This is a genomic window from Streptomyces sp. RPA4-2 (assembly GCF_012273515.2).
In the GTDB taxonomy this organism is placed as follows: Bacteria; Actinomycetota; Actinomycetes; order Streptomycetales; family Streptomycetaceae; genus Streptomyces; species Streptomyces kaempferi.
On sequence record NZ_CP050975.2, the window covers coordinates 9,761,291 to 9,782,640 of the forward strand.

Sequence of the window (21,350 nt, forward strand, 5' to 3'; positions counted from 1 at the left end):
CGCCGCGCACTGGCGAGCCTGCTCGAACGCCACCGGGGCCGGTCCGGCGCGCAGGATTCGGGTGACGAGCGGCCTGTCTCGTCGTCACGCGGCTGAGGCCGTCCCGTGGTCCCCGGCGTGCGGCTCAGGTCAGGCACGGCTTCAGCACGTACGCTCGCCGGTCCGGATCGCCGTCTCCGGCCCGGCCCCTCGGATGCGGTGACGGCATTCGGGGATCCGGCACCCCGGGCCGACAGAAGTGCCGGCGCCGCCGGACCCTCGACCGGCGGCGCCGTCCGGACCCCTCGGTCCGGATCCACCGGGGCCCTCGACCCCGGATCCACCAGGGCCCTCAACCCTGGTCGTACAGGTGGAACCTCCGCGCGGGCCGCCCCGTCAGGCCGCCTCGGCGTGCCGGACGAGATGGCGGGTATAGGCGTCCGGGGTGAAGAACAGGGGCAACTCCGGTTCCAGGGTGTTGCGTTCGAAGAGGGACCGCACCTCGTCCACGGCGGCCCACGGGTATTCGGCACCCAGTGCGGCGAGTTCGTCGTCGAGCAGCCGCAGCACCGTCTCCCGGTCGACGGCACGCTGCCGTAGCCACTGCCAGATCTGTACGCGGGCGATCTCCGCGGTCGCCGCGTCCTCCATCAGGCCGTACAGGGCGACGGCCCCACTGCCGCGCAGCCAGGCATCGAAGTAGCGGAGCGTGACCGCGATGTTGGTGCGCACGCCCTCCTCGGTGGGCGGCCCGCCGACGCGGCGTACGGGCAGCAGGTCCGCGGCGTCCACCTCGGTGTCGCCGCGGGTGCGCTCGATCTGATGGGGCCGGTCGCCGAGGACACCGTCGAAGGCCTCACGGCACACCGGCACGAGACCGGGGTGGGCGACCCAGGAGCCGTCGAAGCCGTCCTCGGCCTCACGCTCCTTGTCGAGCCGGACCTCGGCCAGGGCCGCCTCGTGAGCGGCCCGGTCCTGGCCCGGCACGTGGGCGGCCATGCCGCCGATGGCGTGGGCCCCCCGCCGGTGGCAGGTGCGTACCAGCAGTTCGGTGTACGCGCGCAGGAACGGCGCGGTCATCGTCACAGCCGCCCGGTCAGGCAGCAGGACGTCCGCGCGGTGACCGAAGGTCTTGATCAGACTGAACAGGTAGTCCCAACGGCCCGCGTTGAGGCCGGCACTGTGCTCGCGCAACGCGTGGAGGATCTCCTCCATCTCCACGGCTGCGGTGATCGTCTCGATCAGGACGGTGGCCCGGACGGTACCGCGGGGGATGCCGAGCAACTGCTGGGCGAGGACGAAGACATCGTTCCACAGACGCGCCTCGTAGCGGTTCTCCAGCTTCGGCAGGTAGAAGTACGGGCCGTACCCGGCGTCGATCTGCCGCCGCGCGCAGTGGAAGAAGTACAGACCGAAGTCCACGAGTGAGGCTGGTACGGCTCCGCCGTCGAACTCAAGGTGTTCCTCCGTCAGATGCCAGCCTCGGGGGCGCACCATGATGGTGGCGAGCCGGTACTCCTTGCCCTCCTCCGTGGTGAAGTCGAGGCGGCGTTCGACGGCGTCGAGCAGCGTGAGCTGGCCGCCGACGATGTTGTCCCAGGTGGGGGAGGTGGCGTCCTCGAAGTCCGCCATCCACACGTGCGCACCGGAGGTGAGGGCGTTGACGGCCCTACGGCGGTCCGGTGGGCCGGTGATCTCGACGCGGCGGTCGCCGAGTCCGGGAGCCGGCGCCGCCACGCGCCAGGAGGGATCGGCGCGGACGGCGGCGGTGGCGAGCGGGAAGTCCAGCGGGGCTCCCGCCGCGAGCCGTATGGCCTGCCGTCTGCGCTCCTTCAGGAGTTCCCGGCGACGCCCGGAGAAGGCCGCGGCGAGGCGGCCGACGAAGTCCAGGGCGGCGGGTGTGAGGATCTCGTCGTGGCGGTCGCCCGGTGCCGCGAGGACCCGTACGCGGTGAGTCGGTGCACTGGTGGACATCAGGTTCTCCCGTTGGAGGAGCGGGGGGCGGAGGTGAGCGCCCGGCAGGGACGGTCGCCCGGCCCCCACCTGGTCACGGACCGGTGCGCGGGAGCGCCGGCGGCCCGTCCGGGGCGTGTCGCGAAAGTCCCGTCGTCCGCCCGGAGGGCGTGCCGCGTCGTGAGGCAGGCGTGCCCGGAGGGCGTGCAAGGGGTCGTGAGGCCCGCCCTCCGGGCGAACGACGGGACTTTCGCAACACGGCCTAGTGGAACTGCTCTTCCTCGGTGGAGCCGGCGAGAGCGGTGGTGGAGGAGGCGGGGTTCACGGCGGTGGAGACGAGGTCGAAGTAACCGGTGCCGACCTCGCGTTGGTGCCTGACCGCGGTGAAGCCGTGTTCCTGGGCGGCGAACTCGCGTTCCTGGAGGTCGACGTAGGCGGTCATGCCGTACTCGGCGTAGCCGCGTGCCAGGTCGAACATGCCGTGGTTGAGGGAGTGGAACCCGGCGAGGGTGATGAACTGGAAGCGGTAGCCCATCGCGCCCAGTTCCCGCTGGAACTTGGCGATCTGGTCGTCGTCCAGAGCGGCCTTCCAGTTGAAGGAGGGCGAGCAGTTGTAGGCGAGCATCTGGTCCGGGTGCTCCGCGTGGATGGCCTCGGCGAACTCACGGGCCTGGGCGAGGTCCGGGGTGCCGGTCTCGACCCAGATGAGATCCGCGTAGGGCGCGTAGGCGAGGCCGCGGGCGATGACGGGTGCCATGCCGCCCCGCACGCGGTAGAAGCCCTCAGCCGTTCGCTCTCCGGTGACGAACTCGGCGTCAGGCTCGTCGACGTCGCTGGTCAGCAGGGTCGCGGCCAGCGCGTCGGTGCGGGCGACGATGAGCGTGGGCACGTCGGCGATGTCGGCCGCCAGGCGGGCCGCGTTGAGCGTACGGATGTGCTGCGAGGTGGGCACCAGGACCTTGCCGCCGAGGTGCCCGCACTTCTTCTCCGAGGCGAGCTGGTCCTCGTAGTGGATGCCCGCCGCGCCGGCCGCGATCATCGCCTTGGTCAGTTCGAAGGCGTTCAGTGGGCCGCCGAAGCCCGCCTCCGCGTCCGCGACGATCGGAGCCGGCCAGTCGGTGGTGTCCGTGCCGCCCTCGGCGCCGGCGATCTGGTCGGCGCGCAGCAGTGCGTTGTTGATCCGACGCACCACCTGCGGAACGGAGTTGACGGGGTAGAGGCTCTGGTCGGGGTAGGTGTGCCCGGCCTGGTTGGCGTCGGCCGCCACCTGCCATCCGGACAGGTAGATCGCCTGCAGGCCCGCCTTCACCTGCTGCACCGCCTGCCCACCTGTCAGCGCGCCGAGCGCGTGGATGTAGTCCTGCTCGTGCAACTGCCGCCACAGGCGCTCGGCTCCGCGCCGGGCCAGCGTGTGCTCCTCACGGACGCTGCCGGACAGCCGTACGACGTCCTGCGCACGGTAGGTGCGCTCGATGCCCTGCCAGCGGGGATCCGTGGCCCAACGCGCCGCGAGCTCCTCGGCCTTCGTCGTCTTCGCCTCTGCCATGGCCGTCACCGTCTCCCTGGGTCGTTCGTTGTGCCAATCCCCGATCCAGCTGAGAAAGGGAGTGGCACTCTGTGTCGTCAACTGAGATGTGGCCCGCCGTCCTTCGTCGACGGAGCTGAGCAATGCTGCCGTGCAAGCAGATGCCGCTGCCGGGATCTCCGACGTCAGGGCGTGAATCGCGCCCGGTTGTGCGGGGCCTGCTGCCGAAGTCCGGCGGGCCGCAGTGAAACTCTGGCACTGGCACTTAGTGCCATCAACCGTGGAGATGTGCCAACTTCCGCATATCTTCGAGGCCGTTTCTGCCAAGGTTGCGAAGGCTGCGAGGACAGACATGCCCGCGTACGCTGACGACCGTCGGGACCAACCGAGGAGTGCGGTGAGCAAGACGTTCGCGGGAGCGCGGCTGCGGCGGCTGCGCGAGGAGCGCCGGATGAGTCAGGCCGAACTGGCCCGCGTCCTGGACATCTCACCCAGCTATCTCAATCAGATGGAACACGACTCACGGCCGCTCACCGTGCCGGTCCTGCTGAGGCTGACCGAGGCCTTCGGCGTCGATCCCGGCTTCTTCTCGGAGCGCGACACCACCCGGCTGGTCGCGGACCTGCGGGAGGCTCTGGCCGGCGACATCACCGAGGCAAAGGTGTCACCGTCCGACCTCGCGGACCTCGCCGCGCGCATGCCGGCGGTCGCCCGGGTCCTGCTCGACCTGGGCCGCCGCAACCAGGACCTGACAGAACGGCTCGCCGGAGCCACGAACGGCCGGGGCGGCGTCGGCGAGGCGCCGGGCTCGCCGCACGAAGAGATCCGGGACTTCTTCTACCGGCACCGGAACTACCTCCACGACACCGACCTGGCCGCCGAGCGACTCGCGGAGGACATCGGTATCCGGCCCGGCGACGTCCTGCGAGCTCTCACCGCCCGGCTGGCCGACGAGCACGGCGTGCGCCTGGCCGCGGAGACCGCCGACCACCTGCACCACTACGACGCGGCGTCCCGCACGCTCCATCTCTCCAACCGCCTGCGCCCTGGCCAGCGGGCCTTCCGTATGGCGACCCAACTCGCGCTGCTGGAGTACGGAGACGAACTCGACCGCCAGTCCGGCGCCGACTTCCCCGCCGGGTCACCGACGCACGCGCTGGCCCGTATCGGCATCGCGAACTACTTCGCCGCCGCGCTGATCCTGCCGTACCGCACCTTCCACGCGGCGGCGGAGGAGGTGCGCTACGACATCGAACGCCTCACCGACCGCTATGGCCTCGGCTACGAGACCGTCTGCCACCGCCTGAGCACCCTTCAGCGTCCGAGGCTGCGCGGAGTGCCCTTCTCGTTCGTCCGGGTCGACCGGGCCGGCAACCTGTCCAAACGGCAGTCCGCGACCGACTTCCACTTCTCCCGGGCGGGCGGCACCTGCTCTCTGTGGAACGTCTACGAGGCGTTCGCCGTCCCCGGCCGCATCCACGTCCAGATCGCCGAAATGCCGGACGGCCAGCGCTACTTGTGGACGGCCCGCGCGCTCACCCGGCACCGCGGTGGCTGGGGCGAACCCGGCAAGACCTTCGCCATCGGCCTGGGCTGCGAGGTCCGCCATGCCGCGCGTCTGGTCTACGCCGACGGGCTCGACCTCGGCGACACCGCCGCGGCCACCCCCATCGGCATGGGCTGCCGCAGCTGCGAACGGACCGACTGCCCGCAGCGCGCGGCGCCCCCGCTCGGCCGGCGACTGAGGATCGACGAGAACGACAGTACGTTCGTCCCCTACCCCGTGGTCGGCCCTGCGCCGTGAGGACACTCCGCAGACGCAGCCAACGTCCCAGAGGTCGAACTCGCCGAACAGCGCGGGGGAGTTGTCGAGCCCGACGATCCGAGTGACGTGGCGGCGGAGCCGGACGGGCTCCGCGGTGACGTCGGCCGCGCCAAGGGGAGCGGCGGGTGTGTGGGGCAGGGGCTGCCGTCCCTCGGCCGTGTGGACGTCCGTACCGCCGGTGATGTCACCGGTCGCCCCCTGTCTCATGGTCTCTCCCCGGGATCACGTGGCAACGAGGTGTGGAGCGTGCGCGTCGAGACCCCGCGCCGTACCGAGGTCCGACGCGGATCGTGGTCGAGTGATCACGGATCATAGCGTCCGCCCCGGGTGTGCCGGACACCGAAGGGGGAGGGGAGACCGCCCGGAACGGGCCTTCGAAGGTGACGATTCCCCTTGTCGGCGGTGACGGGACGGGCGGCTGTGGGAGACATCACGAGGTCCGTGGGGGAGTAAAGTGCGATATTGAGAATGTGCAGCATTCAACCATTTTGCCCGAGCGTGTCATGGCGAAGGCGGCCGGGGCGATGCGTCACCTGGCCCACCGGATGCGTAGCGAGCGGCCGGGCCATGTCGTGCGTGGCGCGAAGGCCCTGATCGCCGCATTGCTCGCCTGGGGTGTCGCGGCTCCGTGGTCTCCCGGGGGCAGTCCGTACCTGGCGGTCGCCACGGCACTGCTCATGGTCAACGCGTCGACGGTGTACCAGTCCGTGACCAAGGCGGCGCAGAACGTGGTCGCGAAGCTGGCGGGCCTGGTCCTCGCTCTCGCGACCGCGTGGCTGTTCGGGGTGACCGCCGGCAGCGTCGCCGTCATCGCGGTCGTCGCGGTGCTCGGAGGGCCTCGCCGTAGGACCGACGACCGGCTCCAGATCGCCTCGACGGCGGTCATAGCCCTGGCCGCCACGGCGACGGCTCCGGTGGGAAGCCTCGTGGTCCCCGTGCTCCAGACGCTGACCGGCGCGGTGGCGGGTATCGCCGTGAACGCGCTCGTCCTGCCTCCGCTGTACGTGGACGAGTCCGAAGCGGCCGTGCGCGAGGTCGCCCACTCCATCGGGGCGCTGCTGCGCGACATGGGTGACGGTCTGGCCGAGCGGAACCTCACCGCGAAGGCGCACACGTGGTTGCACCGGGCGCGCACCCTGGAGAAGCGCCTGACGCACGCCGAGGAACGGCTGCGTCAGGCCGACGAGAGTCTGCGGTGGAACACGCGGTGTGTCGCGCACGCGAGGCGCAAGGACGTGACCTACGGCGAGGCGTTCAGGATCCTGCGCGGCGCGACTCTCCAGGTGCGCGGTATCGCGCGGACGCTGGCCGACAACGCCCATGACCGCCACGCGGACCATCACCTGGGGCAGCAGTTCCTCGACCGGTACGCCGAGACCCTGGGGCTGGCGGGGGCGGCCGTTCAGGAGTTCGTCGAGCCCGGTGCGGCGACCGGGTCGTCGGGTGCGAGCCGGGACCGGCTGCGCGGGGCGATCGACGGCGTCCTGGTCTGGCACGACACCATGACCCAGCTGATCGGCAGGGGCAGCCTCACCAAACCGGGCGCCTGGTACGTGTACGGCTCGCTCATGACCGACGTGGAGAGGCTGCTGGCCGATCTGGACTACGCGGACGCGCGCTGAGTTCCGCTACCTCTGCCGCGGGCAATCCCGTCGGGTGTCGCGTGAAGGTTCCGCAGGAGGTCAGACGTGATGTCCGCGGCCCTTCCGGGACCGTTACCTGTTTGCCCGTTGACACTCCGCATCTCCGTTACCTAGTGTCACGCCAACATTCCGAATGCGTGGCGATATTTCGAACGGCGAAAGGCAACTTCCCTGCGCATCATCGGAGTTGGCGCACGCCTGGCCGGTACGCCGTGGCGCGGCCCGACATGCGTCGAGGTGTACACCGGCACAGGGATCGCCGAGGTCGGCAGGCCTCCCGCGGTGCCGGGCCACGTCGACGCACCGAGCGGCAAACTGCAAGACACGGAGGCTCCTGAGCACCAATCCCGGTTATGTGCCGAGCGACCTGGCCATCCGTCATCTCATCGAGAGACGTTGGCAGTTCACTCCGGTGATGATGTGCGCCCAAGGCCTCCGACGGCCCGGGCGGGCACGCGCCGATCCGTGAGGTCGCCGAGCTGATCCGCCGTGGCGTGCCACTCCACCTGAAGTGCGGGCTGTCCGCCTGGCCACGGATCTTCCCTCCATGGCACCCAACTGTGAGTCCCGGTTCGGGACCTGGCGCGGTCAGCCGGATGCACCCGGCCCCCGCCACTCTCCCGCAGTCACCTGATACTCCGTCATCTCCTCAACGACGAGAAGAACAAGGATCGATCATCATGCGCAACCGAAGAGCTGCCCTCGCAGCCCTCGCCGGAGCTGTTTCCGTCGCTCTCACCCTGTCCGCCTGCGGCAAGGACACCAAGGGCAGCCCCGAGGGCGGCACCATCGGCATCGCGATGCCGACGCAGGCCTCCGAGCGCTGGATCGCCGACGGCAAGAACGTCGTCAAGGACCTGAGGGCGAAGGGGTACAAGACGAAGCTGGTCTACGGTGAGGACAACCCGAAGACCCAGGTATCGCAGATCCAGGACCTGATCACGCAGGGCGTCAGCGCACTGATCGTCGCGGCCATCGACAACAGGTCGCTGAACAACGTGCTTCAGCAGGCCGCCGCCGCCCACATCCCGGTGATCTCCTACGACCGGCTCATCCTCGGTACCAAGAACGTCGACTACTACGCCTCCTTCGACAACGAGCAGGTCGGCCGGCTCCAGGCCCGCTACATAGTCGACAAGCTCGGTCTGGAGGACGGCAAGGGGCCGTTCAACATCGAGCTCTTCGCCGGCTCCGCCGACGACAACAACACCAAGTACTTCTTCAACGGCGCCATGCACCTCCTGAAGCCCTACCTGGACAGCAAGCAACTGGTCGTCCAGTCCGGTCAGACCGCGCTCTCCGACGTGACCACCCTGCGCTGGGACGGTCCCACCGCGAAGAAGCGCATGGACGACGTTCTCGCCAAGTGGTACGGAGGCAAGAAGGTCGACGCGGTCCTGTCGCCGTACGACGGCATCTCCATCGGCGTCCTGACGGCGCTGAAGGCGGACGGCTACGGTTCCCCCGCCAAGCCGCTGCCGGTCATCACCGGTCAGGACGCCGAGCTCGCCTCGGTCAAGTCGATCATCGCGGGCGGGCAGTCGCAGACCGTCTACAAGGACACCCGCGAGCTGGCGGACGTCACGGCGAACATGGTCGACGCCGTACTGACCGACCAGCAGGTGAGGGTCAACGACACCCGGACGTACGAAAACGGCGCCAAGGCCGTGCCGGCCTATCTGCTGCAGCCGAAGAGCGTCGACAAGTCCAACTACGAGGTCGCCCTGGTCGCGACCGGTTACTACACCGACGCCGAGCTGAAGTAGCCGCACGGCCGAGGCGCGCCCTCTCTCGGGCCGATGAATCGAACCGGCAGTTCACCGGCGGGTGTTGACCGCTGCGGCGTCCGGGATCCCGCGCCCCGCCGACAGCGCGACGCCGGCGTTTCGACGCCCGCGTCGGGCCCCGTGCCCGCCCGTGCCTCGGCGCCGCCTTCGAGCGCGAAAGGGCCGGCCGCCCCGCTGTGGGGCGGCCGGCCCGTTGTGCGCGGCGGGGCGTTCTACGGCGCGGAGACCTCGGCGGTGAGGCGTCCGGTCCAGGGGCACCAGTAGAGACCGGGTAGGAAGGGGCCGCCGGCCTCGTCCAAGTGGTCCTCTACGTAAGGGATGGTGGAGTCGCAGACTTCGATGGCCGCGTCCGCGAAGCTCACGGTGTCGGGGTTGTAGTGGAAGTCCCACTGGGGGTTGTAGCGGGCCTGGGTCTTGATGATCCTGCCGATGACGATCTTGCGTTCCTCGTGCTTGACGATCTCGCGGGCTTCCTGGATCAGGGCCGGCCTGGTGATCTCGATTACGAAGTTGTGGCCGGTGACGTCCCGCAGGTTGAAATACGCGGCGTCGGTGGCGGCACCGGCAGGTCCGGCCTGGCCTACGGTCAGGGCGAGCAGCGTGCTGGCCGCGAGGGTGCAGATCCTGGAAGTGATGCGTCGCATGAAGGCAGCTCCGTGCCTCGGGCCGTGATCATCACGGCCGGTCGTGACTGAATGTAGCGACTTGGTCACTCAAAGTGAACTATCCGGAGAGTCGGGTTTCCGAGTCCGGTCGCCCCTCCGGCTCTCTGCTCGATGAGACACGCCCTGGTCCGGGGGTGTTCCACGGGACGGACGGTCCGCAGGCGCCCTCGGAAGCCGGTCGGCCGTGCGGACCGTCCGTGACGCCATGGCGGCCCGTCAGCCGTCCGCGCCGCCGGCCTCCACCTGGCGTACGAGGTCGAGCGCCCTTCCCAGAGTGGTGAGCCGGGCGTCGAGCGTCTCACCCGCGGGGTAGAAGCGGACGGTGTCGACACCGGCGGCGCGCCAGACGCAGAGCCGCTCACGCACCATGTCCTCCGTGCCGATCAGTGTCGTACCGAGCACCATCTCGTCCGTCACGAGACCCGCCGCCCCGTCCCGGTCTCCGGCCTGCCAGCGCTCGTGGACCTCGGCGGCGACCTCCGCCCAACCCTGCCTGCTGTAGGCGTCGTTGTAGAAGTTCGTGGTCGCGGAGCCCATCCCGCCCAGGCTGAAGGCGAGTTCCTTCTTCCGGGCGGCCACCATCGCGCGCAGCGCGTCCTCGTCCTCGGCGAAGGCCACTTCGGCGCCTTGGCAGACGTCGAGGCTCGCCCGCGTACGTCCGCCGGCGGCGAGGCCCGCGTCCAGGTGGTCGAAGTACGCCTCCTTGGCGCCCTCCGGCACGAAACTCGTGCCCAGCCAGCCGTCCGCCACCTCCCCGGTGAGTTTCAGCATCTTCGGCGACAGGGTGGCCAGGTAGACGGGCAGGTCGTATTCGGCGCGCAGCGACATCCGCATGGGCCGCGCCTGGCCGCCCGGCAGCGGAATGGTGAACTCCCGTCCCTCGTAGGCGATCTTCTCGCCCGCGACCGCCTGCCGGACGATGTCCACGGTCTCCCGCATCCGCGACAGCGGGCGCGCGAACGGTACGCCGTGCAGGCCCTCGATCACCTGGGGACCGGAGGAGCCGAGACCGAGGAGGAAGCGTCCTTCGGAGATGTCGGAGAGCGTGATGGCGGCGCGGGCGATGGCCGTCGGGGTGCGGGTCGCGAGCTGGATGATCCCGGAACCGAGCAGCATCCGCTCGGTCCGCGCGGCCAGGTAGCCAAGTGGGGAGGGGGCTTCGGAACCCCAGGCCTCCGCCACCCAGCAGATGTCCATCCCGAGCTTCTCGGCCTCCACCACGAAGTCGACGGTCTCGCTCCAGCGGCCTGTCGATGCCTCGATCGTCGTAGCCGTACGCATCACGCACCGGCCCCTTCCGCGTCCTCGGCCAGCTTCCTGATGGCGTCGACCGTGCCGGCCATGCTCCGCTCGAATTCCCGCAGCCGTACGAACACGATCTTCTGCTCCTTGTCCGGCATCCTGTCGATCGCGAAGGAAAGCCCCGAACGTCCGGGGCCCATCTGCATCCACTGGGTCAGTTCGGTACCGGCTCGCGCGGACTCAAGGGTGAATCGCCAGAGGGCGCTGGGAAGTTGGGGATCCGCGACCGCCCAGGCGAACACGTGGTCCTGCTCGTACTCCACGACGTACGAGGTGGTTTCCCATTCGCCGAGCGACTCGTGCCTGCTCCGGCCGACGAAGCGGGCGCCGACCGCGGGAGTCGTGACCTTGTCGAGCCAGTGGACCGACTGCAGTTCGGCACTGAGCGTCGGCATGAGATGGATGTCGGAGACCAGCTCCCACACCCGCCGCGGTGGAGCGTCGATCCGGGTCCTCGCCTCGACCGTCGGTTTGTCCGCGTAACGCGCGCCCGTCCACTCCATGGCTCGCTCGGCCTTCCTCTCGGTTTCTGCCGAAATCCGCCCCTGGAGGGGCTCTGAGCTTGAGAGTTGCGTAGATAGACTCACCTGTCAAGGAAGAGCGACCCCAGTTTGCGGGGTGGGAGGCGGAGGGTTGTCGATGGTCGGGCGCGGGCGCCCGGGGCGACGGTCAGGCCGTGAAGCGTTGCCGGATGGCGGGGCGTTCGGCGAGGTGGCGGGGGTATCCGGGGCCGAGGCGGGGATGGGTGTCCTCCGCCGTCATGGGTTCCCCGCAGTCGGCGCAGACCACCTCGGCGGCGCTCTCGCGCCCGCAGGCGTCATGGTGGAAGACGACCGGTGGTCCCTGCTCGCCGCTGAGCCAGCGGTCGCCCCAGCTGTTCATGGCCGCCAGTACACCGAAGAAGTCGCGGCCCATGTCGGTGAGGACGTAGTCGTAGCGCACCGGCTCGTGCTGGTAGGCCTTCTTCTCCATGAGGCCTTCGTCCACCAGCCGCCGGAGCCGGGCGGTGAGGGTGTTGCGGGCGATACCCAGCTCCTGCTGGAAGTCGTCGAACCGCTTGATCCCGTAGAACGCCTCCCGTAGGACCAGGGGCGTCCACCAGTCGCCGAGCAGATCCATCGTGCGTGCGATGGAGCACGGCCAGTTCGCAAAAGAAGTCCGCCTCATGCGCCCAGCATACGAGGGTCTCACCATAGGACCCAGCAGTTCCAAAGGGGATGGCCGGGCTCTGAGAACGTCCGCGGTCACCGCGCCGGGCCGGGAGCGCCGGCGGTCACCGCGTCCGGCCGTTCGGCCCGCGCGACAGGCGTTGGCACTGTCGCGCGCGGGTGGGACCGAGCGGCGGGCGATGGGCGGCGAGGTCACCGGCGTCTCCCGCCACGGTCACCGGACGCACGCGGTGCGGCTGACCCACTGGGCCAGCGTGAGCCGCCTGGTCACGGCCACTCGGGCCGGATTGCGCCGACGGATCGGCACGTGCCCGCATTCGCGACGGTCGGCGACGCGCGCCCGCCTGTTCGCGTCCCGCTCGCAGACCAGGGCTTCACGCAGAAGGGACAGGTGGGCCGGTACGGCCGCGAGACGGTCGTACTCGTCCCGGCAGGGGCCGCCGCAGGCCGTCACGTGGGCGACGACCGCGCTCGCGTCGTCGGTGCCGAGGGCCTGGAGCGCGTGTCCGGCGAGGAGGTCACGGATCGTGCCGCATTCCTTGATCGAGGTGAGCATGATCGGGTGTCCTATCTGTGCTGGGTGGTGTGCCGCTCTGTGCGAGAGGCTCGCCACCTGGGGGTTCACGGTTTCACTCTCGCCCACGAACGGTGCCCGGCACATCGTCCCCACGCAGCGAATCCCGGCTACCACGGGCGTGGTAGCCGGGATGTCGAGCTACGGCTGGTGCAGAACGCGTCATGGAGGCCAACCCGCAGGTGTGTACCCGTCGAGGGGGTGGTTCCGGCGCGCGGGCGGGCACGCGTCACGAGGCCGGCTCTGTTCCTGGAGCGGTCATCACGCGGACAGCCGTCCGGAGGCCGGCGGCGATGGTGGACCGGCGGTCACACGGGTGGAGCGCCCGGGGACCGGTCGTTCCGGCGGACCGGTGCCGTCACGCGGACATCCGTCAAGGGGCCGGTCGCGTCGCCGGACCGGCCGTCACACGGACATCCGTCAGGAGGGGGCGGGCTGCGTCGCCGGGCCGACGAGACCGCACTGGTAGGCGATGACCACGAGCTGCGCCCGGTCACGCGCGGCCAGCTTGGTCATGGCCCGGTTGACGTGGGTCTTGGCCGTCAGCGGGCTGACGAACAGGCGACCCGCGATCTCGTCGTTGGACAGGCCGAGCGCGACCAGTCCCACGACATCGCGTTCGCGTGGGGTCAGGTCCTCCAGCCGTTCGTGGACGGCGGTCGGGCACGGGTCCGGCTGGGCCAGGAACCGTCCGATCAGCGCCCGGGTCGCCGACGGGGAGAGCAGCGCCTCGCCGTCCGCGACCGTGCGGACGGCTTCGATGAGTTCCTCGGGCCGGGCACCCTTGCCCAGGAAGCCGCTCGCCCCCGCACGCAGCGCTTCGGTGACGTGCTCGTCGTCCTCGAAGGTGGTCAGGATGAGCACCTTGACCTCTGCCAGGTCCTCCGACTCGCAGATGATCCGCGTCGCGTCGATGCCGTCCATGTCCGGCATGCGGATGTCCATCAGGACGACGTCGGGGTGCTGCGTACGCGCCAGTTCCACCGCCTCGCGGCCGTTGGCGGCCTCACCCACCGTCTCCATGTCGTCGGTGGAGTCGAACAGCATCCGGAAGGTGCCGCGGAGCAGGGCCTGGTCGTCGGCGAGCAGTACGCGGATCGTCATCGCCATTCCTTCGAGGGCTTGTCCAGGGCGAGGCTGGACCGCAGCGGCAGTTCGGCGGTCACGCTGAAGCCGCCCTCGGGACGCGCTCCCGCGTGGAGTCTGCCGCCGACGGTGGCGGCACGCTCGCGCATACCGATCAGCCCGTGACCGGCCCCCGGCTGGGGATCGTGAGGTTCCGCGCTGCCGTCGTCCTCGACCGTGATCGTCAGCCAGGCGGGGTCGTAGTGCAGGAACACCCGGGCGTGGTCCGCGCCGGAATGCTTGCGCACATTGGTCAGGGATTCCTGCACGATGCGATACGCGGCCAGGTCGACCGACGGTTCCAGCGGTTCGGCGTCGCCCTGCCGAGTGTGCTTCACGGCCAGTCCGGCCCTTTCGAACGAGGACAGGAGGGCCGGTACCTGCGCCAGGCCCGGCAGGGGATCGCGGGGCGCCACCGGATCGTCGGACTGCCGCAGCAGTCCCACAGTGACGCGTAGTTCGTCCAGCGCCGATCGGCTGGCGTCCCGGATCTCCTCCAGAGCCGTGAGGATCCGTTCCGGCCGCCGCTCCAGCAGATGGGCCGCGACGCCTGCCTGAGCGTTGATCAGGGCGATGTGGTGCGCGACGATGTCGTGCAGCTCACGGGCGATCCTGACGCGCTCGGCCGCCACCCGGTGCTGTGCCTCCTGCTCGCGGGTGCGCTCGGCGTGCTCCGCCCGTTCCTCCACCGCCGCCACATACGCGCGACGTGAACGGACCCCGTCTCCGACCGCGGCCGGCAGAGCCATCCAGGCCAGCGTCGCCGCCTTGTCCGGGTCCAGCCACGACCTCGCGCCCCAGACGACGGCCGCCCCCACCAGGACGGCGGCAGAGGCGGAGGCCGCGGCGCAGGCGGTGCGCCGGTCGGTCATCAGGGCCACGGTGTAGACGGACACCAGTACCGGACTCATCACCACGGGACTTTCCCGGAATCCGAGCAACTCGAAGACGATTCCGCAGCAAACCGTCAGGGCCAGTACGCCGAAGGGGTGGCGGCGTCTGCACACCAGGGCGGAACAACCGACCGCCGCCAGCAGCACGGCGGGCCAGCGCACCAGAAACACGTGCCGGTGCGGTTCGATCGAAGCGGCGACGACCGACAGCACGAACAGGGCCGCCGCACCCAGAGCGTCGCCCGGGGATACCAGGGAACCCCCTGCCCGTCTCCAACCGATGATCGCCGCCATGCCACCACCGTAGGGTTCGCGGCCGGATCGGGCATTGTCTCGCTGGGCCAAGTGCACCCGGGGCGGGGCCGGACGACGGTGCGTCGGGTGGCTGGTGCGGTGAACGGCGGGACCGCCCGGCCGGATGCCGGGGTCGCCTTGTTTGTGCCTCGGGGGTGGAATCTGATCTGCTGCGCTCTGAAGTGCCTTGGGGAGAGGAGGGGCCATGACGGCCACCGATGGTGAACGCCGACCCGCCGGCGAGCTCGAGGCGAGCGTCCTCGCCGCCTTGTGGGCGGCCGGGAAGCCGCAGTCGGCGGCTCAGGTGAGGTCCGCGATGCCGCAGCCGCTGGCCCGTACGACGGTGGCGACCCTGCTGGCCCGGCTCCAGGAAAAGGGGGTCGTCGGCCGCAGCCCCGGCACGCGGGGCTTCGTCTACTTCCCCGTGGAGGACTCCCACGGGCTGACCGCCCGCCGTATGCACCGCGCACTCGACCAGGACGGTGACCGAAGCACGGTGCTGGCCCGGTTCGTCGAGGGACTGAGTCCCGAGGACGAGACGGAGCTGAGGCGTCTCCTGGGGGAGAGTGGGCAGTGAACGCCGTGCTCGTCGCTTCCGCCGGTACTCCGGCCTGAACCAAGCCTCCTGACGTGGGCCCCGCGCCACTCGTGCGGACCGGTCTGTGACGCCGCCGTCGCGTCCCGCTCGCCCGGCGGGCGCCATGCTCGTCGTCGCCGCGGGCGTCCTCGCGTACGGCATCCACGACCTGCAGGAAGCCGACTTCCTGCCCGGCCTGCGCCACCTCGCCTTCGACATCGGCGCCACCGTTCCCCCGGACTCCTGGTACGGCACCCTCCTGAAGGGCGTCTTGAACTTCCAGCCCGACCCGACCGTCCTCCAGGTGGTCGTCTGGGCCGTGTACGTCATCCCGGTCATGGGACTCTTCCTCGCCCCGCAACGCGGCCCGCGCGTCCCCGAGCCGCGGAAGGAGACAGAATCCGTTCAGGCCGACCGGGGCTCCGGGGCTTCGTCATGAGCAGGACCTGAGCAGCACCTGCGCAGTACTTGGCAGGGCCGATTCGGGGCCGTGCGGGTCAGGCGAAGTCCTTCGAGGCGTCGACACCACGGACCCGCAACAGCTCGATGACTCCTTGTTTCGTGATCGACGCGCGGACGGCAGTCATTCGGGGGGCGCAGCGACTGCTCGCTCCGCTGTGGGCCGGCGGTTCCTCAGAAGGCAGAAGACCACCGTCGAGACGAGGGCCCAGCCGGTGAGGACCAGGAACGGGAAGGCGTGCAGATATCCGGGGAAGTAGACCTCGGTGTGGATCGCCCCGATCGCCGCGCCCGTCGGCAGCCAACGACCGACCAGGCCCAGGAACGTGGGGAGCAGGGGCCAGGAGACCGCGCCGCCGGAGGAGGGGTTCCCGATCAGCACCATCAGACCCCAGGTGGGGATGAGGGCCCATCGTCCGACCAGGACCAGGAACATGAGGAACACCGCGCTGGCGGCGTACATCGTCAGGGCCAGCGTCAGCCAGACCGAGGCGAAAGGCAGTTCGAGCGCACCGAGACCCCAGTCCACGACCGCCACGATGGCGAACGCCCCCAGCAGGGAGTACGCGATGGTGAACGCGATGCGCGCACCGGCGCCGAGTTCCCTCGCGTGCACACTGAGCTGGATCCCGCCCACGTAACTGACCACCACGGCCGCCAGCGAGATGTAGAAGATCGCCAGACCGCGAGGATCGCCCCGCTGGTTCGGTTTGATGTCCCGTACCACGACGGCCTTTCCCAGGTCCTTTCCCACCGCCTGCGCCGCTTGCTCGACCACCTGGGCCACCGACGCGCCCGACGCGGACGAGACATCCACCGTGACCGTGCGCTCCTGCCGCACGTCGAAGATCGCGAAGACCGCCTGTTTCTCGGCCGCTTCCCTGGCCTGTGCGTAGCCGGGGTACGTGTGGACCATCAACGAGCCGTCCATCGCGCTCTCCATACCGGTCAGAAAGGCGCCGTGGGCCGCGTCCGGCGGGCCGATCACCGCGGTCGGCACCCGGTGCGGGGTCGGATTGGCGAAGGCGTAGGTGTACGACCACGCGAAGACGCCCGCCACGGCCGAGACGAGGAGCACGATCACCGTCGCGGGCAGGAGAGGGGAACGCGCGAAGGACTGCCACCGCTTCGCCCGCCTCGAAGGCCGTCGGTGGGCCTCGTGGGCACGGTCGCCCCGCGCGTCCGGCTCTGCCATGGCGTTGACGCTAGGTCGGCCGGCCTGGCCGCGCATCCGGAAGGCAGCCTCGTGGGAGAGGCCCGCGGACGGCCTTCCCGCCGGGTGCCGTCGAGCCGTCCGGTGAGGAGTGGGCCGACGGTTTCGGGCGCCTCGGCCTGAGGGAAGTTGCCCGCTCCGGGAGGTCCGCTCGGCACGGTCGGCTTCGCGTGCGGGACCGTCTCGCGGACGCGCGGGAGTGACTCTGGTCGTCGGGACCGACGGCGGTCACTCGGGCCGAGGTGCGGCACGCGGATTCAGTGGTCCCCGCGTTCCCCGTCCGACACGAACCGCGCGGCCGTGTCGGGCAGACCCACGTCGTGGCCCTTCGCGCACTGCACCACGGCGCCGACCGGGCTTCCGCAGCCGACGTGGACGAGTTCGACGCCGCCTTCGTTGCCGAGGCGCGCTCCCCATTCCATCAGGGCGACGAACACGGGGAACAGCGACCGGCCCAGATCGGTGAGGACGTACTCGTACCTGGTCCGCTGGCCGGGCTCCCGGTAGGGATGCCGTTCGAGCAGACCCGCGTCGACGAGGCGCTTGAGCCGCTGGGAGGTGACGGCTTCGGTCAGACCGGTGTGCCGGGCGAGCGCGTCGAAGCGCCGGGCGCCGTAGTAGATCTCGCGCAGGAGGATCATCGCGGACCGCGTGCCGACCAGTTCCAGGGCGTGCTCCATGTGGCACCAGTCGGCCACGGTCTCGTCGTAGTCGGAGAATCGCCCGGTCTTGGTGATCACCGGCTCGACACCGGCTTCCGGCGCCCCGCTGGACTCCGTCATGGCCTCACGCTCTCCCTGGCTACAGATTTGCATAGTCAGCCTGATATCTTCTGGCTATGGTTTCCACTAGTCAGCCTAACATCGCCGCAGTTCCGACCCCTGTGTCCAGCACCATCCCGAACGGGCGGAGGTGGTGGGCTCTTCTGGTCCTCTGCCTCGGTGTGATGATGGTCTTCGTCAACGTTTCCTCGACGATCTCGGCACTCTCGCCGCTTCAGGACGCCCTGCACCTGTCCGCGAGCACCACGGTCTGGGTGAGCAGTGCTTTCAGCCTCGCCCTGGTGAGTCTGGTGCTGTCGGCCGGCACGCTGAGCGACATCCTCGGGCGGCGGCGGACGCTCCTGTCGGGCGTCACGCTTTTCACGATCGGCAGTGTCATCGCCTTTCTGGCGGGCAACGCGGGCCTGCTCATCGCGGCCCAGGCGCTGATGGGAGTCGGGGCGGCGGCCGTCCTGCCGTCCAGCCTGGCGATCGTGAGTCACACGTTCACCGACCCGCATGAGCGCACCGGCGCCATCAGCGCCTGGGCGAGCTGCGCGGGCCTCGGGCTGGCGGTCGGACCCCTGGTGGCGGGCGTACTGCTCGACCGGGTGTCGTGGCACGCCGTCTTCCTCACCAACGTGGTCATCGGCGTGCTCGCCCTGATCCTCACCCCGCTCCTGGTGACCGAGAGCAAGCACCCGACACGCCGGTTCGACCCGGCGGGCGTCGTGCTCGGCACCCTCGCCGTCGCGTCCGCCACGTACGCGATCATCGAGGGTGGCTCCACGGGCTACGGCCGGCCCGTCATCATCGCCGCGTACGTCGTCTTCGTCGTCTCGCTGGCGGCCTTCGTGCGGGTCGAACTCCGCCAGGACGACCCCATGCTGCAACTGCGGCTGTTCAAGAACGCGTCGTTCACGATGGTGATGAGCATCAGCGCCGTCACCATGTTCGGCTTCGTCGGCATCTCACTGCTCACCGTCCTCCATCTGGAGCGGGTCGCCCACGACAGCGCCCTGATGACGGGCGTGAAGCTGCTCCCGATGTTCGCCACCTACATCGTTGTCAGCGCGTTCGCCGGCCGCCTGGTGCGCAGAATCGGCGTCCCGGCCACGCTCATCACCGGCCTCGTCCTCATGGGCGCGGGGGCCTTCGCACTCCTGGCGGCCGGACCCTTCAGCGGGTACGGGGCCATGTGGCCCGGCCTGTTCGTCGCCGGCGTGGGCTCGGCCGTCCTGGTGGCGCCGTCGACCGCCGCGGCCGTCAACAGCGTGCCACCGCTCCAGGCCGGCATGGCGGCCGCGTCGGTCAACATGTTCCGCCAGCTCGGCAGCGTGCTCGGCCCCAGTGTTCTGGGCACCCTGGTCACCACCCGCTTCCCGGACTACCTGCACGACCGGCTGGCCGCGTCCGGCGTCCCGGCCGACCGCGTCGACGGCGTGGTCGCCGGAATCACCCACGGCGGGACGAGCAGCCCCCCGGCCGCACAGGCGCATGCGATCTCCGTCGCCGTCCCCCAGGCCTTCAGCGAAGCCCTTCATCTGGGCTGGCTCGTCGCCGGGATCGTGCTCCTCGTGATGACCGTCCCGACGGTGTGGTTCCTGCGCCGTCCCGCGGCGGCATAGACCGACGGACGTTCCAGGGATGCCGGATCACTGCTGACCGGGCCGCTGCCGGCGCCGTCTGCGCCGCCAGCGCCGTCTGCGCCATCAGCGTTGTCGGTGTGTCATCGGTGTTGTCGCGCAAGCGGCTCGGTGGAGTGATGGATCCAATGACGGATCCAGTCGACGAGGGCCGTGACCCGGGCGAAGTAGTTCTCCTGGCCCTCCGCTCCGCACGGATGGCTACCGACGGTGCCGCTGGTGATACCGACGAGGGTGAACCCGCCCCGGGCGTTGCGGTGCATCAGGGGTGCTCCGCTGTCCCCGTAGCAGGGCGCCCGGTGGCCCCGGATGAGCGTGCACAGGTGGACCTTCCGTCGAAGCCCCTGCCGGAAGCACCGGCCGCTCTCGGTCTGGTGCGTCTCCAGCAGCGTGTCCGAGGCGGGACCGTCCTCACGGGTGTGGCCCCAGCCGGCGACCACCAGCGGCCCCGGATACGACGTCGGGCGGGAGGAGGCGGGCAACGCCAGGGGCGCGACCGTGCGACCGAACCTCACGGGCGGGTCCAGCCGCAGGAGCGCCGCGTCATAACGGAGAGGGCCGCCGCCCGGCGCGTACCGCGGGTGCCTGACGACGCGGACCACCCGGAACGAACCGTCGGTCTCCGTCCGGAGCGCGGTGCTGCCCAGGACCACCCTGATGTCCTGGCTGTCGACACAATGGCCGGCGGTGAGGACCCACCTCTCGCTCACCAGGGTGCCCGCGCAGGAGCCCTGGTGCCGTCCGTCCCGCAGGATCTGGATCTGCGCCATCCAGGGGTACTTGGCCGGCGAGGTCACCCGATCGCCGTTGACGATCCCTCGAGCCTCCGCCGACATGCCGATCACGAGGGCGAAGGACGCCAGTACGGCCGTCAGCGCCCGGCGGGAAATCCCTGTCATCCGCCACTCCCCGAACCGAGTCGTCCACCGCATCCCGAACCGATCGGGCGACGGTCGGTGATCGTAAGGGGCGAGGCCTCGGTCGTCGGACAGGCGCGACGGGTTCTGCCTCATCCGCTTCCGGACAGGACGGCAGGGAACGCCTGATCGCGGCGTCAGGGCTCAGGGTGCGGTGTCGAGGATGTCCAGGGGGCGTGCCTGCCACGTCGCCCAGTCGCCGCTGATGGCGCTCGCCGCGCGCAGCAACAGGGGCAGGTGGTGGTCGACTAGGGTTTCCACCGAGGTCTCGGCGGCGTGGGCGTTGACGTTCACGGCCGCGACGGTCCTGCCGTTCCCGTCGCGTACGGGCGCGGCGACCGAGCGGATGCCCGGCGCGAGGTCCTGATCGGTGACCGCCCATCCCTTGGCCCGCACATCACGCAGGGCGGCGTGGATCTCGTCCCGGTCCGGGGTCCAGCGCGGGGTGACGCCGGAACGGCTGGGTTCGGCCAGGGACTTGTCGAGTTCGTCGTGCGACAGCGTGGCCAGCAGAACCTTGCCGAGCGAGGTCTGCAGGGCGGGGAACCTGGTACCGATGGTGACGCCGAGGGTGACCAGTTTCGGTACGGCGACCCTGGCCACGTAGACGATGTCGGACCCGTCGAGCTGGGCGATCGAGCAGGACTCGTTGGTCTGTTCGACCAGATCGCGCAGGTGGGGACGCGCGAGTTCCCAGAGGTTCATCGAGCCGATGTACGCGGTGCCGAGGTCGAGCACCCGGGGCGTGAGGCAGAAGCCGCGCTCCTGCGAGCGGACGTAGCCGAGCTGCTCCAGGGTGATGAGGATCCTCCGGGCCGTGGGGCGGGCGAGGCCCGTGGCGCCGGCGATCTCGCTGAGGGTCATGGAGCCGCAGCCCGGCCGGAAGCAGCGCAACACGTCCAGCCCTCGGGCGAGGGCCTCGATGAACTCGGGATTTCCGTCTCGGCGCATAGGGCCAGGCTAGCCGAGCGGACATCGGTCCGGCAGATCCACCTTCTTCTGATCGGTGCAGAGGTCTTGTTTCGCTCTCAACCATGCGGCAG

The 21,350-nt window shown here is 70.0% G+C and carries 18 protein-coding genes and 1 pseudogene; 6 read left to right on the top strand and 13 right to left on the bottom strand.

Translation table 11 applies throughout. From position 1 onward, the window contains the following. Positions 1–375: 375 nt before the first annotated feature. Both aceB and aceA read right to left on the bottom strand, forming a co-directional pair. The gene (gene aceB, locus HEP85_RS43150) at positions 376–1,953 is read right to left on the bottom strand and encodes a malate synthase A (protein WP_168532985.1); all 1,578 of its coding nucleotides are present in this window, start codon (positions 1,951–1,953) and stop codon (positions 376–378) included. Between the two features lie 241 nt (positions 1,954–2,194). Beyond that, the gene (aceA, locus tag HEP85_RS43155; RefSeq protein WP_168532987.1) at positions 2,195–3,478 is read right to left on the bottom strand and encodes an isocitrate lyase; all 1,284 of its coding nucleotides are present in this window, start codon (positions 3,476–3,478) and stop codon (positions 2,195–2,197) included. 376 nt (positions 3,479–3,854) lie between these two features. On the opposite strand from aceA, the gene HEP85_RS43160 reads away from it, so the two are divergent. From HEP85_RS43160 to chvE, 3 genes are all read left to right on the top strand, one after another. Beyond that, positions 3,855–5,261 (top strand): short-chain fatty acyl-CoA regulator family protein, encoded by a 1,407-nt coding sequence (locus HEP85_RS43160; protein WP_369658091.1) that lies wholly within the window; start codon positions 3,855–3,857, stop codon positions 5,259–5,261. A gap of 491 nt (positions 5,262–5,752) precedes the next feature. Continuing rightward, entirely contained in the window at positions 5,753–6,904 is a 1,152-nt protein-coding gene (locus HEP85_RS43165) for an aromatic acid exporter family protein (RefSeq protein WP_168532989.1), read from the top strand. 701 nt (positions 6,905–7,605) lie between these two features. After that, positions 7,606–8,691, top strand: coding sequence for a multiple monosaccharide ABC transporter substrate-binding protein (gene chvE, locus HEP85_RS43170; protein WP_168532991.1), 1,086 nt, complete (start codon positions 7,606–7,608; stop codon positions 8,689–8,691). Between the two features lie 233 nt (positions 8,692–8,924). Here chvE and HEP85_RS43175 read toward each other — a convergent pair whose 3' ends face one another. From HEP85_RS43175 to HEP85_RS43205, 7 genes are all read right to left on the bottom strand, one after another. Then, positions 8,925–9,356 carry a calmodulin-binding protein gene (locus HEP85_RS43175; protein WP_168532993.1) on the bottom strand — a complete coding sequence of 144 codons (432 nt, stop codon included), beginning with the start codon at positions 9,354–9,356 and terminating at the stop codon, positions 8,925–8,927. 237 nt (positions 9,357–9,593) lie between these two features. Next, entirely contained in the window at positions 9,594–10,658 is a 1,065-nt protein-coding gene (locus HEP85_RS43180) for an LLM class flavin-dependent oxidoreductase (RefSeq protein WP_168534636.1), read from the bottom strand. Then, the gene (locus HEP85_RS43185; protein ID WP_168532995.1) at positions 10,658–11,182 is read right to left on the bottom strand and encodes an SRPBCC family protein; all 525 of its coding nucleotides are present in this window, start codon (positions 11,180–11,182) and stop codon (positions 10,658–10,660) included. The genes HEP85_RS43180 and HEP85_RS43185 overlap by 1 nt, the downstream gene beginning before the upstream one ends. Positions 11,183–11,348: 166 nt before the next feature. Continuing rightward, complete coding sequence (locus HEP85_RS43190) at positions 11,349–11,846, bottom strand: helix-turn-helix domain-containing protein (RefSeq protein WP_168532997.1); 498 nt, start codon at positions 11,844–11,846, stop codon at positions 11,349–11,351. Between the two features lie 216 nt (positions 11,847–12,062). Beyond that, positions 12,063–12,404 (bottom strand): zf-HC2 domain-containing protein, encoded by a 342-nt coding sequence (locus HEP85_RS43195; protein WP_168532999.1) that lies wholly within the window; start codon positions 12,402–12,404, stop codon positions 12,063–12,065. 438 nt (positions 12,405–12,842) lie between these two features. Then, entirely contained in the window at positions 12,843–13,526 is a 684-nt protein-coding gene (locus HEP85_RS43200; protein ID WP_168533001.1) for a response regulator transcription factor, read from the bottom strand. Then, complete coding sequence (locus HEP85_RS43205) at positions 13,523–14,734, bottom strand: sensor histidine kinase (protein WP_168533003.1); 1,212 nt, start codon at positions 14,732–14,734, stop codon at positions 13,523–13,525. The genes HEP85_RS43200 and HEP85_RS43205 overlap by 4 nt, the downstream gene beginning before the upstream one ends. Positions 14,735–14,939: 205 nt before the next feature. On the opposite strand from HEP85_RS43205, the gene HEP85_RS43210 reads away from it, so the two are divergent. Both HEP85_RS43210 and HEP85_RS43215 read left to right on the top strand, forming a co-directional pair. Then, entirely contained in the window at positions 14,940–15,311 is a 372-nt protein-coding gene (locus HEP85_RS43210; protein ID WP_168533005.1) for a BlaI/MecI/CopY family transcriptional regulator, read from the top strand. 118 nt (positions 15,312–15,429) lie between these two features. Continuing rightward, a pseudogene (locus tag HEP85_RS43215) lies at positions 15,430–15,750 on the top strand (FTR1 family protein); the annotation flags it as partial. Positions 15,751–15,894: 144 nt separating this feature from the next. Here HEP85_RS43215 and HEP85_RS43220 read toward each other — a convergent pair. Both HEP85_RS43220 and HEP85_RS43225 read right to left on the bottom strand, forming a co-directional pair. Then, positions 15,895–16,965, bottom strand: a complete 1,071-nt coding sequence (locus tag HEP85_RS43220; RefSeq protein ID WP_168533009.1) for an ABC transporter permease — start codon at positions 16,963–16,965, stop codon at positions 15,895–15,897. Between the two features lie 275 nt (positions 16,966–17,240). Continuing rightward, on the bottom strand, positions 17,241–17,765 hold the full coding sequence (locus HEP85_RS43225; RefSeq protein WP_168533011.1) for a helix-turn-helix domain-containing protein: 525 nt from the start codon (positions 17,763–17,765) through the stop codon (positions 17,241–17,243). A 101-nt stretch (positions 17,766–17,866) separates the two neighbouring features. Between HEP85_RS43225 and HEP85_RS43230 the strand changes: the two genes are divergently transcribed. Beyond that, positions 17,867–19,372: an MFS transporter gene (locus HEP85_RS43230; protein WP_248002408.1), complete on the top strand. Its 1,506-nt coding sequence runs from the start codon at positions 17,867–17,869 to the stop codon at positions 19,370–19,372. A 101-nt stretch (positions 19,373–19,473) separates the two neighbouring features. Here the strand turns inward: HEP85_RS43230 and HEP85_RS43235 are convergent, their stop codons facing one another. Then, positions 19,474–20,289 carry a serine protease gene (locus HEP85_RS43235; protein WP_168533015.1) on the bottom strand — a complete coding sequence of 272 codons (816 nt, stop codon included), beginning with the start codon at positions 20,287–20,289 and terminating at the stop codon, positions 19,474–19,476. Between the two features lie 162 nt (positions 20,290–20,451). Continuing rightward, positions 20,452–21,258 (bottom strand): IclR family transcriptional regulator C-terminal domain-containing protein, encoded by an 807-nt coding sequence (locus HEP85_RS43240; RefSeq protein ID WP_168533017.1) that lies wholly within the window; start codon positions 21,256–21,258, stop codon positions 20,452–20,454. Positions 21,259–21,350: the final 92 nt, after the last annotated feature.

What these genes read in the sequence shown, in the direction of transcription:
- aceB (WP_168532985.1), bottom strand. Translation starts at nt 1,953, where the DNA reads ATGTCCACCAGTGCACCGACTCACCGCGTACGGGTCCTCGCGGCACCG.
- aceA (WP_168532987.1), bottom strand. Translation starts at nt 3,478, where the DNA reads ATGGCAGAGGCGAAGACGACGAAGGCCGAGGAGCTCGCGGCGCGTTGG.
- chvE (WP_168532991.1), top strand. Translation starts at nt 7,606, where the DNA reads ATGCGCAACCGAAGAGCTGCCCTCGCAGCCCTCGCCGGAGCTGTTTCC.
- HEP85_RS43175 (WP_168532993.1), bottom strand. Translation starts at nt 9,356, where the DNA reads ATGCGACGCATCACTTCCAGGATCTGCACCCTCGCGGCCAGCACGCTG.
- HEP85_RS43180 (WP_168534636.1), bottom strand. Translation starts at nt 10,658, where the DNA reads ATGCGTACGGCTACGACGATCGAGGCATCGACAGGCCGCTGGAGCGAG.
- HEP85_RS43185 (WP_168532995.1), bottom strand. Translation starts at nt 11,182, where the DNA reads ATGGAGTGGACGGGCGCGCGTTACGCGGACAAACCGACGGTCGAGGCG.
- HEP85_RS43190 (WP_168532997.1), bottom strand. Translation starts at nt 11,846, where the DNA reads ATGAGGCGGACTTCTTTTGCGAACTGGCCGTGCTCCATCGCACGCACG.
- HEP85_RS43195 (WP_168532999.1), bottom strand. Translation starts at nt 12,404, where the DNA reads ATGCTCACCTCGATCAAGGAATGCGGCACGATCCGTGACCTCCTCGCC.
- HEP85_RS43200 (WP_168533001.1), bottom strand. Translation starts at nt 13,526, where the DNA reads ATGACGATCCGCGTACTGCTCGCCGACGACCAGGCCCTGCTCCGCGGC.
- HEP85_RS43205 (WP_168533003.1), bottom strand. Translation starts at nt 14,734, where the DNA reads ATGGCGGCGATCATCGGTTGGAGACGGGCAGGGGGTTCCCTGGTATCC.
- HEP85_RS43210 (WP_168533005.1), top strand. Translation starts at nt 14,940, where the DNA reads ATGACGGCCACCGATGGTGAACGCCGACCCGCCGGCGAGCTCGAGGCG.
- HEP85_RS43220 (WP_168533009.1), bottom strand. Translation starts at nt 16,965, where the DNA reads ATGGCAGAGCCGGACGCGCGGGGCGACCGTGCCCACGAGGCCCACCGA.
- HEP85_RS43225 (WP_168533011.1), bottom strand. Translation starts at nt 17,765, where the DNA reads ATGACGGAGTCCAGCGGGGCGCCGGAAGCCGGTGTCGAGCCGGTGATC.
- HEP85_RS43235 (WP_168533015.1), bottom strand. Translation starts at nt 20,289, where the DNA reads ATGACAGGGATTTCCCGCCGGGCGCTGACGGCCGTACTGGCGTCCTTC.
- HEP85_RS43240 (WP_168533017.1), bottom strand. Translation starts at nt 21,258, where the DNA reads ATGCGCCGAGACGGAAATCCCGAGTTCATCGAGGCCCTCGCCCGAGGG.